The 15,669-nt window shown below is 30.0% G+C and carries 16 protein-coding genes; 2 read left to right on the top strand and 14 right to left on the bottom strand.

The features are described 5' to 3' along the window. The 14 genes from QZ286_RS10320 to QZ286_RS09060 form a co-directional block, all read right to left on the bottom strand. Positions 1-100: lipoprotein (locus tag QZ286_RS10320; protein WP_367243736.1), on the bottom strand; the 100-nt coding region annotated here is incomplete at its 3' end. A gap of 29 nt (positions 101-129) precedes the next feature. Then, positions 130-273 carry a hypothetical protein gene (locus QZ286_RS09120; protein WP_291256656.1) on the bottom strand — a complete coding sequence of 48 codons (144 nt, stop codon included), beginning with the start codon at positions 271-273 and terminating at the stop codon, positions 130-132. Continuing rightward, positions 257-511, bottom strand: a complete 255-nt coding sequence (locus QZ286_RS09115) for a hypothetical protein (protein ID WP_291256655.1) — start codon at positions 509-511, stop codon at positions 257-259. Before QZ286_RS09115 ends, QZ286_RS09120 begins: the two co-directional genes overlap by 17 nt. A 64-nt stretch (positions 512-575) precedes the next feature. Then, complete coding sequence (locus QZ286_RS09110; RefSeq protein WP_291256654.1) at positions 576-701, bottom strand: hypothetical protein; 126 nt, start codon at positions 699-701, stop codon at positions 576-578. A gap of 16 nt (positions 702-717) precedes the next feature. Then, the gene (locus QZ286_RS09105; protein WP_291256653.1) at positions 718-1,707 is read right to left on the bottom strand and encodes a hypothetical protein; all 990 of its coding nucleotides are present in this window, start codon (positions 1,705-1,707) and stop codon (positions 718-720) included. Between the two features lie 574 nt (positions 1,708-2,281). After that, entirely contained in the window at positions 2,282-3,121 is an 840-nt protein-coding gene (locus QZ286_RS09100) for a 3-hydroxybutyryl-CoA dehydrogenase (protein WP_291256652.1), read from the bottom strand. 49 nt (positions 3,122-3,170) lie between these two features. Then, positions 3,171-3,947, bottom strand: coding sequence for an enoyl-CoA hydratase-related protein (locus QZ286_RS09095; RefSeq protein WP_291256651.1), 777 nt, complete (start codon positions 3,945-3,947; stop codon positions 3,171-3,173). 100 nt (positions 3,948-4,047) lie between these two features. Beyond that, positions 4,048-5,232 (bottom strand): acetyl-CoA C-acetyltransferase, encoded by a 1,185-nt coding sequence (locus tag QZ286_RS09090; RefSeq protein WP_291256650.1) that lies wholly within the window; start codon positions 5,230-5,232, stop codon positions 4,048-4,050. 361 nt (positions 5,233-5,593) lie between these two features. Then, the gene (locus QZ286_RS09085; protein WP_291256649.1) at positions 5,594-7,081 is read right to left on the bottom strand and encodes an ABC transporter substrate-binding protein; all 1,488 of its coding nucleotides are present in this window, start codon (positions 7,079-7,081) and stop codon (positions 5,594-5,596) included. 18 nt (positions 7,082-7,099) lie between these two features. After that, positions 7,100-8,620, bottom strand: a complete 1,521-nt coding sequence (locus QZ286_RS09080) for a hypothetical protein (protein WP_291256648.1) — start codon at positions 8,618-8,620, stop codon at positions 7,100-7,102. Between the two features lie 10 nt (positions 8,621-8,630). Continuing rightward, positions 8,631-9,380: a diacylglycerol kinase gene (locus tag QZ286_RS09075; RefSeq protein ID WP_291256647.1), complete on the bottom strand. Its 750-nt coding sequence runs from the start codon at positions 9,378-9,380 to the stop codon at positions 8,631-8,633. Continuing rightward, positions 9,358-9,825, bottom strand: coding sequence for an rRNA maturation RNase YbeY (gene ybeY / locus QZ286_RS09070; RefSeq protein WP_291256646.1), 468 nt, complete (start codon positions 9,823-9,825; stop codon positions 9,358-9,360). The genes QZ286_RS09075 and ybeY overlap by 23 nt, the downstream gene beginning before the upstream one ends. 20 nt (positions 9,826-9,845) lie before the next feature. Continuing rightward, a complete protein-coding gene (locus QZ286_RS09065; protein WP_291256645.1) occupies positions 9,846-11,918 on the bottom strand; it encodes an HDIG domain-containing metalloprotein in 2,073 nt (690 codons plus the stop codon). Next, positions 11,915-14,389, bottom strand: a complete 2,475-nt coding sequence (locus QZ286_RS09060) for a helicase C-terminal domain-containing protein (RefSeq protein ID WP_291256644.1) — start codon at positions 14,387-14,389, stop codon at positions 11,915-11,917. The genes QZ286_RS09065 and QZ286_RS09060 overlap by 4 nt, the downstream gene beginning before the upstream one ends. Positions 14,390-14,675: 286 nt before the next feature. Here QZ286_RS09060 and rpsT point away from each other — a divergent pair, with 286 nt between their 5' ends. After that, the gene (gene rpsT / locus QZ286_RS09055; RefSeq protein ID WP_291256643.1) at positions 14,676-14,936 is read left to right on the top strand and encodes a 30S ribosomal protein S20; all 261 of its coding nucleotides are present in this window, start codon (positions 14,676-14,678) and stop codon (positions 14,934-14,936) included. A 70-nt stretch (positions 14,937-15,006) separates the two neighbouring features. Continuing rightward, a complete protein-coding gene (locus QZ286_RS09050; RefSeq protein WP_291256642.1) occupies positions 15,007-15,510 on the top strand; it encodes an HAD family hydrolase in 504 nt (167 codons plus the stop codon). Positions 15,511-15,669: the final 159 nt, after the last annotated feature.

The raw sequence follows: 15,669 nt of genomic DNA, 5'->3' as shown, positions 1-15,669 counted from the left end.
TATGTAGTGCTTGTTCTGCTTCTTCTATTGTTACTTTTCTTCCACAGGCTGTTAATAAAAGTAATATTAAAATCATCAATATTTGTCTAAACTTCCTCATAATTTCCCCTTTAACTTTTTAATATATTTTTATCTAAAATAGATTGTATGATTTGTGTAATTTTCTCCTTGAGAATCTTCTGTTGTTTCTATATCTTTTTTTAGATTAGCAAACTCCATTTTTAAATTTGATAAATTACAAATTGCTAACAATTCTTTATCTGTTATACTCATAATTTTCTTGTATGATAAATATATAAAAATATTTATCTATACGATCTCCTTCTAATGCCATTTCTAAATCAAATGGATAACCTAACTTCTCTAATCTATCACTATATAATATTCCTCTATATCTTATACTTGTTGTCAAATCAAACTTATAGTCTAATCCTTGAATAAAGTAAAAGTTGTCTTGGGGGAACTTCTTTTTGAAAGTATTAATAACTGTTTCGTTTTTCTCTGCAAACAAAGATAAAGAAAAAAAATCATAGTAAATACCATTAATATTTTTCTTTTCACAAAATCACAACCTTTTATTTTAATAAAATAGCTGTCGTTATTAAATCTACACCAACTCTAATTTTTGAAGTTTTTCCTATTATCAAAGAATTTTGTTTACCTGTTGTCCAAGTTCTAATATCATATTTATTTTTATACAATAGTAGGAATAGAAAATTATTTTTTATCTAGAATTCCATTTCTAAGACTGTCACTGGAAATGACTGGAATATTACTAAATGGACCAAAAAGTTTTATTAAATATATTTTTTCATCATTAGTAATTTCTTCTTTTCTCTTTAACTTCTCCAAGATTTTTATTCCATTTTTGTCATCTTGTAGAGGAAAATAGATTAATTTTTTAACTGATTCATAATCATTAAGATAACAACTATCTACATAATCAATACTGAAATTATATCCACTCAGCTTTAAATCTTTAAAAAGATATTTGCTTACATCATTTATTTTTTTTTGATAATTTTCCTTGGTTTCATCCTTGTCTAGGAATATATATACTGTAAAAAACCAAATTCTTATTGTCTCATTAGAATTTTTATTTGTTGCATTTTTTAATATTTTATCTATAGTTATATGTCCATCTGTTCTTAATCTAACCTTTATTCTATGCCCTAAAATGTTACTTAATTCTTTTTCTAAAAATATATTTCTCTCAGCTGCTACAAAGGAATCTTTATAATGTCCAAAAGAATAATTTTCGTCTAGTTTCTCTCTTTCAATACGGGCATAAAAATAATCACTAAATTTTAATTTTTTTAATTTTTCACTGTAAAAGCTTCCCACATATCTTTCATAATCAGCTTTCTTCATTGGAGATATCATATAAAAATTATCATCAGGATATTTTTCTTCAAATATCTTGAGAGCTATTTTAGTTTTACTCATACTTATAGAAAGTTTCTGATTAATTCTCTTAGTATATTCAAAATAGATATCAATATTATATATATTTAAAATAAAAAATATAGTAAATACTAAAATTTTAGATTCATTTACCCTTACTTTAAATATTTTTATTATAATATTACTAGCAATATACCAAACTGAAAAAAAAACGACTATAAATAAAATAAATCCTATAACACCTATATCTTCATAATAAAAAAAACTATATATGAAAGCAAGTATTCCAATAATTATATCCATATATCCTCCTTCATATAATATTTATTTTTTTGATTCAATTTATTAAAAATTCTTATAAATTAACAAAATAAATAATTTTTGACTTGATATTTAAATTAAAATATAGTTTGTCTATAAAATATATTTACTAATGCTATTTTCTCCTCTTTACTTATTTTTCTCTTTAGCTTTTATCTTTTCCAATATTTATCCTTTAAAGCTAATTGTCTATCTTCATTTTGTTCCTTACTAGAAACATGTATATATAGATATTTTCTCATATAAGTTCCTTTCTATAATAGAAAAGAGAGATTACTCTCTCTTTTCTATTTTATGATATACTATTTTCCCATCAAAAACTAAAGCTATATTGGTTATATCATTTATTCCATCTCTTTTTAAAAGAGTATCATATCTATTTGATAAAGATTTTCATATCTCTTGTCTGTATTATAAGTACTCATTACATTATTATAACATAAAATTCTTCTTAACAAAATTAATTTCTATTTTTTACTTAAAATAAAAAGAGCTGAGCAAACTAATAATAAAAAATCATTAATTTACAACAGCCCCTTTATATTAAACTTTTTTACTATTTAGTATAGTCGAAGAATCCCATTCCAGTTTTTCTTCCAAGTTTTCCACCTCTAACCATTTTTCTTAATAATGGATGAGGTCTATATTTAGAATCTCCAAATTCATTGTATAATACTTCCATAATAGCTAGACATACATCTAATCCTATTAAATCTCCTAAAGCTAATGGTCCCATTGGGTGGTTAGCTCCTAATTTCATAGCATTATCTATTCCTTCAGCTGAAGCTACACCGTCAGCTAAAATTCCTACTGCTTCGTTTATCATTGGAATTAATACTCTATTTACAACAAATCCTGCTGCTTCTTCTACTTGTACAGGAACTTTTCCTATTTCTTCAGATATTTTTTTGATAGTTTCTACTATCTCAACTGGAGTATTTAATCCTGCTATTACTTCTACAAGTTTCATAACAGGTACTGGGTTAAAGAAGTGCATTCCAATTACTGGTCTATTTAATCCTGCTCCTATTTCTGTTATTGATAATGATGATGTGTTAGTTGCAAATATAGCTTCTGGTTTGCAAATAGCATCTAACTCTTTAAAAGTTTGTTTTTTGATCTCCATATTTTCTAAGGCTGCTTCAATTACTAAATCACAATCTCCACAAATTTCTTTAGTTCCAGTTGTAATTTTTGCTAATACAGCATCTACAGTTGCTTGATCCATTTTTCCTTTAGCGATCATTCTTTCAAAACCTTTTGCTATTTTAGCTTTTCCTCTTGCTGCAAACTCCTCATTAATATCACAAAGAACTACTTCATATCCTTCAGTTTGTGCAAATGTTTGTGCAATTCCAGAACCCATAGTTCCAGCACCAATTACTCCTATTTTCATCTCAATGCCTCCTAAGTTTTTATATCTATTTTATCTAAAGAGTTTTTTCCTATCTATTTTTGAATCCTTCAACTTTTCTTTTTTCTAAGAATGCTTTCATTCCCTCTTTTTGATCTTCAGTTTCAAAACAACTTCCAAAAAGTTTCTCTTCAATTACAATTGCATGATCCATATCTGTGTTAAGCCCCTCATTTATAGCTTGTTTACAAGCTCTAACTGCGATTGGAGCATTTTTAGCTATCTTAGCTGCTAACTTTTTAGCTGCTGGCAATAACTCTTCTAATGGATATACTGCATTTACTAATCCTAATCTATATGCTTCATCTGCCTTTATATTTACAGCTGCATATATTATCTCTTTTGCTTTTCCTACTGGAATTAAACGAGCTAATCTCTGTGTTCCACCAAATCCTGGAGTTATTCCTAATCCTACTTCTGGTTGTCCAAATAAAGCTGTATCAGAGCAAAGTCTAATATCACAACTCATTGCTATTTCACAACCTCCACCTAATGCAAATCCATTTACTGCTGCAATTACTGGAATTGGGAAAGTCTCTATTCTTCTAAAAACATCATTTCCTATTTTACCAAAAGCCTCTCCTTCAGCTTTTGTAAGTGTACTCATCTCTCCGATATCTGCACCTGCAACAAAAGATTTTTCTCCAGCACCTGTTAAGATAAGTGCTCTTGTAGCTTCTAAATCAACATTATCTAACACTGTATTTAACTCTTTTAATACCTCGCTATTTAATGCATTTAAAGCTTTTGGACGGTTTATAGTTATTACTCCTACAAATCCTTCTTGTTCGTATGTTATAAAGTTCATTATGAACCTCCTTAGTTATAGGTTATTTTTATAGAAGTTAAGAGCAGAATCCTGCTCTTAACTTTATATAGATTAAGATAAGTGAGTTGTCAACTTACGACTAGTCCTCTCTCTTAACGATAGCAGAACATCCCATTCCTCCACCGATACAAAGAGTTGCTAATCCTGTTTTTGCATTACGTTTTTCCATTTCATGTAATAGAGTTACTAAGATACGACATCCTGAAGCTCCTACTGGGTGTCCTAAAGCGATAGCTCCTCCATTTACGTTTAATTTAGAAGTATCTATTCCTAAATCTCTTCCTACAGCTAATGATTGAGCTGCGAAAGCCTCATTTGCTTCTATTAAATCAAAGTCATTAATTTTCATTCCTGTTCTTTCAAGAACTTTTCTTGTAGATTCAACTGGTCCTATTCCCATTATTGAAGGATCTACTCCTCCTAATGCTCCATCTATCCATGTAGCCATAGGTTTTACTCCCAATTCTTTAGCTTTCTCTTCAGACATAACGATTATTGCAGCTGCTCCATCATTTATACTTGATGCGTTTCCTGCTGTTACCATTCCATCTTTTTTGAATGCTGGTTTTAATTTTCCAATTCCTTCAACTGTTGTTCCAGGTCTAGGTCCCTCATCTGTATCTACAATGATATCTCCTTTTTTACCTTTTATTACAACTGGAACGATCTCATCTTTGAATCTTCCCTCTTCTTGAGCTTTTACTGCTTTTTGTTGACTCTCAGCAGCAAATTTGTCTAACTCTTCACGAGTTAATCCCCATTGATCACAAATGTTTTCAGCAGTGATTCCCATATGATAGTTGTTAAATGCATCCCATAGGGCATCATTTACCATAGAGTCTACTAATTCTGCATTTCCTAAACGGTATCCATAACGTCCTTTTCTTAATAGGTATGGAGCTGAAGACATGTTTTCAGTTCCTCCTGCTACTACAATATCTGCCTGTCCTGATTGAATCATTGCTGCTGCCATATTTACTGTATGTAATCCAGATCCACATACTACGTTTAATGTAACTGCTGGAGTTTTTATTGATAATCCTGCTTTTAAAGATACTTGACGAGCAACGTTTTGTCCTAATCCTGCTTGAATAACGCATCCAAATAATACTTGATCTACCTTCTCAGCTGGAATTCCTGCTCTATTTAAAGCTTCCTTTACTACTACAGCTCCTAGATCTGCTGCTGAAACGTTACTTAACGCTCCTCCCATTGTTCCTAAAGCTGTACGACATGCTCCTGCTAAAACTACTTTTTTTGCCATAATCTTCTCCTCCATCCATCTTCAATGTGTGTTATAGATCACTTATGACCTTTTTATTTTTCATTCTTCATAAATAGATATTATCACATTGTCATTTTATTTGCAATAGGGTATTTTATCTTTTTTAATTTATGAGTGTTTTTTTATTTTACTACGAACTAATATTTGTCATATTTTTTTTGTATTTTTAAAATATATACTTCATATATATTTCATAATTCCTTCAAGTTCTCTTGTTATCGAATTTTTTGTAAGAATTCAATAATTAATTTTTATATTTTATAGTTTAAAAAATAAATAAAAAAGCTCTGTTCAACAGCTTAGTTTTTGATCGAACAGAGCTTTTAACTCTTTAATTTATTTAATTTTTTTCATAATAAACCTTATATAAAATATGATTCCCATTGGGATTAAACAAGAAACCATTTATATTATTTTGCAACCCAATTGTATAATTTTTGTATGCAATTGGAAACAGTGGAACCTCATCACTGATTATATTTTGAACTTTTTTATAATTCTCTTTTCTCTCAAAAGTAGAGGTAGTTTTTCTTGCTCTATCTAGTAAATTATCAACCTCAACATTTGAATAAAAACTTCTATTTCCAACTGGTCCAGCTGAAGATGAGTGTAGTAATGGATAGAAACCATAGTCAGCATCACCAGTGCTAACATACCAAAGTCCTATCAATAGATCATGTTCTCCCATTCCTGTGTATTGTAAAAAAGAAGATACTTCTAGTACATTTATCTCCACATCTATTCCCAACTCTTTTAAATTAGCCTGTATTATCTGGGCCATCTGTTGTCTTGAAGGCTCATCATATATCCAAAGTCCCAATTTTAAACTCTCTACTTCTGCCTCTTTCAATAACTCTTTTGCTCTATCTAAATTATACTCTCTAATCTTAGCCTCATCATCATAACCAAAAACATTTGGTGATAATATAGATTTTGGAACAACTCCATAACCTTCATATACTGTATTTATTATTGCCTTTTTATCAATAGCATACTCTATTGCTTGTCTTATACGCTTATCCTTTACTCTTTTAGTATTTATTGTTACAAAGTCACTACCTAAAGATACCTCATTGATCACTTTTAATTTTGAATTTTTTTCAATTCCCTTTATATCATTTGCTGAAATATCATAAGCTATATCTATCTCTCCGGTTTCAAGTGCTATCAGTCTATTTGAAGTTTCGGGGATAGTTTGGAAAACAAGATCCTTCATCCTTGCTTTTTCACCATAGAATTTGTCAAAACCTTTTAATATAACTTTTTCACTTAGGGACCAATCCTCAATTTTATATGGTCCTGTTCCCACTAGATCAATATCCTGTGAGTTTTTTGCAACTTCCTTAACAATAGCAGTTGATGAATGAGCTAAGTTGTGTAGCAATATTGAGGGTGAGTTATTTTGGTTAATCTTTAAAGTATAATCATCTATCACTTCCACACTCTCTATTGCTTCTACTAAAACTCTTGAAACAGGGATCTCCAAATTTCTTTCTAGACTCCTTTTTACATCCTCTGCTTTCATCTCATCTTCATTATGAAATAAAACACCTTTTTTCAATCTTAATATTATAGAACTATCCTCTTGTATCTGATAACTTTCAACAAGTTCTGTAACAATATTCCCCTCATTATCTATCGAAAAAAGATTGCTATATATCTGTTTTGTCACTGCTAATGTTGCACTATCAGTATGTCTATGTGGATCAAAAGATCTCGGTTTATAAGCTAAAGCAACCTTCAAGCTCCTATTCTCTATCTGTTTCTCCTCAGTTATACCACAGCCTACCAATATCAAAAGAAATACTAACGCCAAGTACTTTTTCATTCTTCCCTCCAAAATATTTTATATAAAAACAAATGTGTCGAATATATCCATATTTTTATATGGACTTGGTAATTTTTTCTTTACTTTCTCCCACAATTCTGAAAACTCTTCTCTATCCATTCCCACTAATTGAGTGGTTATCTGCTTTCTATACAGAAGACTTACACCACTACTATTTAATCCAGACACTATATACTGTTTAATCTCCTTGAAATTACTATCATCTATTTTTTCGAGAGAAAAATAGTGTGCCAATAGATTTTTATTTAAACAGTATTCCATTGTAAACAATTTTCTGAGAGATGAAGCCATAAAATCTAAATTTAAATTCACTGAAAAATTCCCAGCCTTCTCTCCTGTTGTTTTAATAAAAGGAAAGAAAACATCTTCAAAGTGATGACTCTGTATAGATTTTGTAAATATTTTAAAATTATTAAATATTGATGCTCTCTGTTTTTTCCTCTTCATAAAGCTCTCATCAACTAAATAAGCTGTTCCAAGATGCCTAAAAAGTGAGAATGTCAAATCTTGTGAATGTCCAAAATTATAGATTTTCTCCTCATAAGCTCTATTATTGCTCACTCTATCTATAAATTTTTGTGCCCTATCTAAAAGCTCACCCATATTATCCAATTGAAATATTTTCTCAAAAAGATTCTGTTTTAAAATAAGATCCCTTCTTCTAGACATTGAAAATTTCATCAAGCACTTCTCTATTGTTGTAGTTTTTATAAGTTGTTTAATAAAATCCTCATCAATATCAAAATAAACAGTATCATACTTATCTACAAGTGCTGTCTTATTGTCCTTTATCGCTTTTATCTTCTTTAACTCTTTGGCTAAAAACTCTAAATATGGCTCTTCAAACTCTTTAAAGTTTTCAATCTCCTTCTCTGATAGATCCGTATACTCTCCTAATATCTCATTCAACCTTATATAATCTACTATTGAAACTATTCCCTCTCTATTTATTCCAACAGCATTCCATGTATAGGTATATGGAATATAGTTAAAAAACTTATCAATTGTTAAGGCTACATACTGTGCTATACCTCCACCTAAAGAGTGTCCTGTCAAATATATACTCTTAGCATCCAAATTACAGTTCCTTATCAGATGATAGTATACCTCTACCCCTTCATAAAATTGAAGTGGAATCTTTCCTAATCCTATTGCCAAATCTGTCTCTACAAAATCTTTATATGCATCTTCTAGAGGATATTTTTCACTTCCTCTATAAGAAACAACATATTTTTCCTCTTTTTCAAATACCACTGCATAAAATCCCGAAGCCTTTCCCCCTATATTTTGAGATGTTCTATTATCTATGTAATATATTTTCCAATCATCTAAAATCTCAGAAAAATAATTCATAAATAACTCTCTATTTTTAGAGAGAAGTATAGAGAAAGTTCCTACTATAATTCTATTATTTTGTGGATTTTCAAATATCTCTCTCAAAGTTTTGCCATACTCAGCTTCTCCAAAATTACAATAGGATAGTATGCTCAGTAGTATATATTCCTTCATTCTTATCATAGTAACTCTCCTATAAATTTACTATTACTAATATAAGATATGTCACTGCCCAACCTAAAAATGCTCCTACCATTGTTTCAAAAAATGTATGTATTTTCCCCTCTATTCTAGAGTGAATCACTAAAATTGTCAAAACAAGAGTAAGAAAAAATATTTTAGGATTATCTGTTTGAGAAGTCACCAGTGTCAATATTGAAGTTGCCAATGCACTATGACCACTTGGAAATCCCCCTCTCAACGCTGTTCCCTTTCCTGAAATAGCTTTAATGCAGATTACAATTACTATTATTAGTACAAATATAGATAGCACTGTGTGTTGAAATGAGCTTTTTAAAACATAAAACATATCTCTCATATTTATTACTATCTTCTTCTCAAAGACTATATAACCTACAAATAAAGCGTTTATAGCCGTTACTAAAACAGCTCCAGCTGCAATATCCTTAGCTCTCTTAGCCAAAGGATGATATTTTTCAGTAACCATGTCCACACAACTTTCAATAGCTGTATTAAAAAGTTCAGCTATCCAGATTAGTGAAACACTTATGATTACAGCAAGAGCTTCATTTTTTCCAATATCTAAAAATAAAGATAGGATAAAGATTATAATTGTACAAAAACAATGAAATTTCATATGTCTCTCTGTTCTTATTGTTTCAAAAATCCCTTCAAAAGCAACATTAAACTTTTCTGTTACTCCTATATTTTTCCATTTATTTCTAGAATCTCCCATAGTATCACATCTCTCTAGTATATCCAAAAGTTCCTAATATCTCTTCCTCTTTGGCTCTCATCTCTATTTTATCTTCCTCTTCTATATGATCATATCCTAAAAGGTGTAAAATTCCATGAGTTAAAACATAGTATAGCTCTCTTTTTTCTGAATGATTATACTCTTTTGCCTGTTCTACTACTCTCTCTAATGAGATAACTATATCCCCTAATGTATCATAAGGTCCTATATCAAAATCTTCAGTCTCATGATAAGCAAATGAGATAACATCAGTAGGCTGATCCTTATCTCTATACTCTCTATTTATTACTTGAATCTCATCATTTCCTGTAAATAAAAGTGACATATATACTGGAGCCTCTGACTCATACTCCTTTGTTAAAACTTTCTCTACATACTCCTTTATCTCATTCTCATTTACTAAATCATCAAATCCCTCTATCTCTAAAGACATCTCTAATATCAATTCCATATACTATCTCTCCTTATATTTTATTTTTGTCCTGGATATTTAATTCTAACATGGTGAATACTTACTAAAGTTTTTACAAAAGTTTTTATTATAACCTCTATCTCCTTAAAAGTAAGATTCGCTTCTGATAACTGGTTATCCTCTATTTTTCCGTTTATTATCTTTCTAATCATATTCTCCATTGCCATTGGTGATTTCTCATCCAACGATCTTATAGCTGCTTCAATAGAATCTGCTAGCATTATTATTGCTGATTCCTTTGTTTTAGGTTTTGGACCACTATATCTAAACTCCTCTTTTTCAACATTCGGATCTATATTCTTTGCTGCATTATAAAAGTATGCTAAAAATGTAGTCCCCTGATGTTCATACATAATATCCCTTATCTCTTTAGGGATTTGATACTCTTTTGCTAGCTCTGCTCCATCTTTAGTATGTGAGGTAATTATTAGTGTACTCATAAATGGTGAAATCTTATTATGTGGATTCTCTCCATTTTGTTGATTTTCTACATAAAATTTAGGTCTCTTTGTCTTTCCTAAATCATGGTAATATGAAGCTACACGGCAAAAAACTGCATTTGCTCCTATGGCTGTTGCTGCGTTTTCTGAAAGTGTGGCTACCATCACTGAGTGTTGGAATGTTCCTGGAGCTTCCACTGATATTTTTTTCAAAAGCGGGTGTGATAGATCTCCTAACTCCAACAATCTAAATATAGTTAATATATTAAAAGTCTTTTCAAAATATGGCAAGAACGCTATTGTTAACATTCCTGATACAAGACCAGAAAGTAAAATTGACCCTACTATAATTGCAATAGTAAAGCTCTCCACCTCTGAAAAATATGAGAGCAGTAAGTACAATGTTACTTTTAGTATAGACAATTGTATTCCTGCTGCTATTATTCCTGATCTCGTTGTTATTTTAGAAACAATATGAGCTGCAAAAGCCATTGATATGAAGTATATTGTAAAATACTGTAGATTGTAGTTCAATATCGGCATCAGAAAAAATAACATAAATGAAAATAGTGATATTGCATAGGTTTTATCAACCAAGAGTATCAATAGAAAAAACGCTGTATCAACAGGAATAAAATACATCCAATCGTTGTTTAACACTCTAAAAGTGAGGAGTATCCCTGCTAAAATCAACATTGAAGATCTGTAATAATTCTTATTTAAGATTATTTTTTTATAATTATTGAAAAACAAGCTATAAAACAGTGATGAGATTATCCCTAAATAAAGAATATTAGCAAAGATCAAGGAAAAACTCTTCTTATAAGAGTAGATCCCACAAGCTTCTAATATCTTTATCCTTCTCTCATTCAACACTTCTCCTGTTTTAGCTATGAGTGTTCCAGCCTTTATCTCAACATATTGATCACTTATCTGAGAAACTTTCTCCTGAATATTTTTCTTTGTTTTTACCTCATCATAGATATAGTTTGGTGAAACAAAAATATCCACTATTTTTTTCTCTAAATCATTTAATTTTTCATATTTTTTATCCACTGGTGTCCTATAAAAAACACCATTTTTCTCTTGAACTATCCCCTCTTTATAAGCTTCTACTAAGAATTTTCTACTTCCTCTCTCTATCCTATCAATCTCTTTTTCTTTGAGAGATACAAGTTCCTCTATCAAGTTTTGTGGAATCTTCTTATTTGTATTTCTCTCTAGGAGATTAGCTTCTAACTCGGTTACTATACCATTTTTCAATTGATTGATACTCTTGAAAAAGTCATCAAAGTAATCTAGGTATAATTTTTCTACATCTGAAGAGTAAATATACTCTTTCCCTGATTCTTTGATTATCCCCTCTATTATCTTCTCCTTAGCACCCTGATCCTTAAAGATAATAGTGTTTGGTGCATATAGATCAGCCTTAACTATATCTCCTACCTTGTAGTTATTTTGATTGGATAACAAAGAGATTTTTGAGGAAAATGCTATGATAAACATAACCAAAATTATATATATCAATTTCTCTCTCAAGGAGTACTCTTTGGAGTAAATATTTTCATCACTATATCTATTTCTCTTTACTTCAAACTGCAGTTTCAATCCAAAGAGATTTATAGTTTTCATTTTTTACCACCTTTCAATTCTTTTATAATATCTTTTAAAATCTCTGATTTTGAAAGAACATTTATATTTTTTGTTGGAATAGAATCTATAAAAAATCTTCCATATCTCTTGGTAACAACTCTATTATCTAATATAGTTATTGTCCCTGAATCAGTTTTACTTCTTATCAATCTTCCTATTCCCTGTTTAAATTTAATTACAGCCTCTGGAACCTGATATTCCGTAAATGAATTTTTTCCCTGTGCAGTGATATGCTCAATTATCGCTTCTGTAACAGGATCACTTGGAACTTTAAATGGAAGTTTTACAATTATTACATTACTTAGTTGATTTCCTTTTATGTCAACACCTTCCCAAAAGGAATCTGTTCCAAATAAAACAGGATTTTTTCCTGCAGTATACATATTTACTAAATGTGTTCTTGAAGTCATTCCCTGAATAAATAGCTGTATACCATTTCTCTCTAACTCCTCTCTTATCATATAATAAACATAGTTTAACATCTGATAAGAGGTAAATAATACAAAGGCCTTTCCCTTTGATGCTATGAGTTGTGCCTTCAAAAACTCTGAAACATCATCTATAAAATTTTTCTCTGAAGGATTTGGTACATCATTAGGAATATAAACCTTCATCTGTCTATCATAATCAAAAGGAGAGTGTATTACCTTTTCCAAAGTATTTTTATCCAAACCTATAGATTCTTTAAAATAACTAAAATCACTTCCTATTGCTATTGTTGCTGAAGTGAAAATTATCTGTTTCAAATTCAAATATAGATTTTTTTGCAACTCTCCATCTATCTTTAGAGGTGTAGCCACAAGTTTTGAATTACTTTTTCTACTATTTACCTCAATCCAATAGATAAATTCATCATCTGAAAAATCATGGATAAATCTGAAATTATTTATAAAACCATCTAACCTATCTACATATTTAGAAAAATCATTGATATGACCAGCTGTATCCTCTTCATCTTTCAACTCTTTTATAAGTTCTCTAACCTTTCTAATATAGGAGTTGTAATCACTTAAAAAACTATCCTTATAATCTGTCAACGTATTTAAAAATGGAGAATTTTCCATCTCCTCTTTCTTTGCTCTAAAAGTGAAAGTCCCCATTTCTCCCTTTGAAAATACATCTATAATATGGTTAAAATACTCTCTTCCAGAAATATAAAGAGATTTGTGTTTGAGTTTAATCTCTTCAATCTCTCTCTCTAATATACCTCTACTATCTATTTCAGCACTTTTTATATATTTAAGTATAAAATCTAAAGCCCCTGTATTTTTTTTCTTTCCTTCAGTTGTAAATATCTGATTCATAGTCTTGGTAAAACTATACTTAGAAGCTTCATAAGAGAAGTAATCTCTTGCTACTTTTTCTATATTGTGTGCCTCGTCAAATACGACAAGTCCATACTCTGGCAATATAGAGTACTCTGTATTAAAACCTATCTCCTTTCTAATAGCTAGATCAGAGAAATACATATGATGATTTGTTATCAATATATCAGCTTTCTTCTTCTCCTCTCTAGACTTTAAAAAGAAACACTCTGCTTTATACGGGCACTTATTTCCTGAACACATATCTGTCTCACTCTGAAATAGCTCCCAAACACTGTTATCAACTTCAAAAGGTAATTCTCCCTTATCTCCTATCTCAGTTTGTTTTCCCCATTTTATGATCTCTACAAACTGATTTTTTTGTGAAGGTGAAAAATCCTCAATAATTGAGGTATCTCCCATAGCTAAATTATGGTATTTTCTATTGCATAGATAGTTCCCACGACCTTTTACAAGAATATATTTAAAATCTCCCTGTATCACTCTTTTGGCTATTGGAATATCCTTATTTAGCAGTTGCTCTTGTAAATTTATAGTATTAGTTGAAATAACAACTCTTTTTCTATTTTTTATTGCCCACTCTATACTTGGTATCAAATAAGCCAAAGTTTTTCCTGTTCCTGTTCCAGCCTCTACTATTACAGGTATCTCTGAATTTAATCCCTTCTCTATATGCTTTGCCATATGTAGTTGTTCATCTCTATATTCAAAGCCCTTAAAAGTTTGAGATAATAATCCTGTTTTTTCAAAGTACGGAGCTATATCTATCTTTACATTCTCATCTTTAAATAGTTCTATTATAACATAGATATCTGATACATCATTATTAACTATATATGAAGCCCCGTCCATTCTATTAGAATATATTGATGCAACCTCTATATCTGCATCTGATGGATAAAGAAATCCAGAAGGGTGATTGTGTATAATTACCTCACCTTTTCTCATAGCCTTTAGAATAGCAGGAACAGAATAACTATTTCCCCTAGCCAATACTTGGACCTCTTGAACTACTCCATTTTCATCTGGGATTCCTCTAAAAAACACTTCATTTCCTTGAGCTTCAGCTATTTCTATTCTCATAACTTCCCTAGCTGCAGATGAAATCTTATCTTTTATATCCATAAATTTCCTTTCTTTATATTTTTTTATTACTATTATAATACATCTTTTTTGAAAAAATAGCAAGTTAAGAAAATTCTTATCTTCTAAAAAAAACTTTATTTTTTTTAGAAAGTATGGTATAATAAATTTGGTCCATTGTACAAGAAAAGGTGTCTCTTTTGTAGCTTAACTTAAACAAATTAAAAAGAACTTCTGTCAATTTCAGATTGACATTTTGTTTAAATTATGTTATCATCTTATGGAAAAAATAAAAAAATTGTTTTTTAAAACTTAGGAGGTTTTTAATTTGGCACATTCAAGATCAGCTAAAAAGAGAGTATTAGTAGCAGAAAGAAACAGAGAGAGAAATCAAGCAGTTAAATCTAGAGTTAAAACTATGGTTAAAAAAGTTTTATCAGCTGTAGAAGTTAAAGAAGTAGAAGCAGCTAACGCAGCTTTATCAGTAGCTTACAAAGAGTTAGATAAAGCAGTTTCTAAAGGAATCATGAAGAAAAATACAGCTTCTAGAAAGAAAGCTAGATTAGCAGCTAAAGTAAACGCACTTTAATTTGTACCTAAGGATATCCGTTAAAGGATATCCTTTTTTCATATCTAAACTTTGAAGGGGGTTATATTATATGATAAAACTTATAATACTAGATGTTGATGGAACTTTAACCGATGGGAAATTATATATGGACGATAAAGAAAATTGCCTCAAAGCTTTTGATGTTAAAGATGGTTTTGCAATAGTCCAATGGATTAAATTGGGTGGTATAGTAGCTATAATAACTGGAAAGTCTTCTGAGATTGTCAGAAGAAGAAAAGAGGAGTTGGGAATACAAGAGTTGGCTCAAGGTGTTAGTAATAAAGTAGTCGAACTTAATAAACTCATTGAAAAGTATGGTATCACTAAAGAGGAAATCGCCTATATTGGAGATGACATTAATGATCTAGGTGTAATGAAGGAAGTTGGTTTTTCAGCTTGTCCAAAAGACGCTGTATCTGAAGTCTTAGAAAGAGTTGATTACATCTCTAGTAAAAATGGTGGAAATGGTGCTGTAAGAGAGATCTTTGAAAAGATTATGAAAGAAAATGGTATGTGGGAAAAAGTTTTAGATAGATATCTAAATGAAAAATAAATCAATAAATTTTATACAAAAAAGGGGCTGTTGCAAACTTAATAGCTATATGTTTTAAAATTAGCTAAAGAGATTTTTTAATCTCTTTGGCTTTTTTATTTTTAAAATAAAAAAAGGTATAAAGTACTCGAAATTTTTTCAAATTTCTAATACAATATA

Source organism: Fusobacterium sp. (genome assembly GCF_019012925.1).
Taxonomy (GTDB): Bacteria; Fusobacteriota; Fusobacteriia; order Fusobacteriales; family Fusobacteriaceae; genus Fusobacterium_A.
Note: the sequence above shows the minus strand (reverse complement) of the source record. Positions and strands in the feature narration are given on the sequence as shown.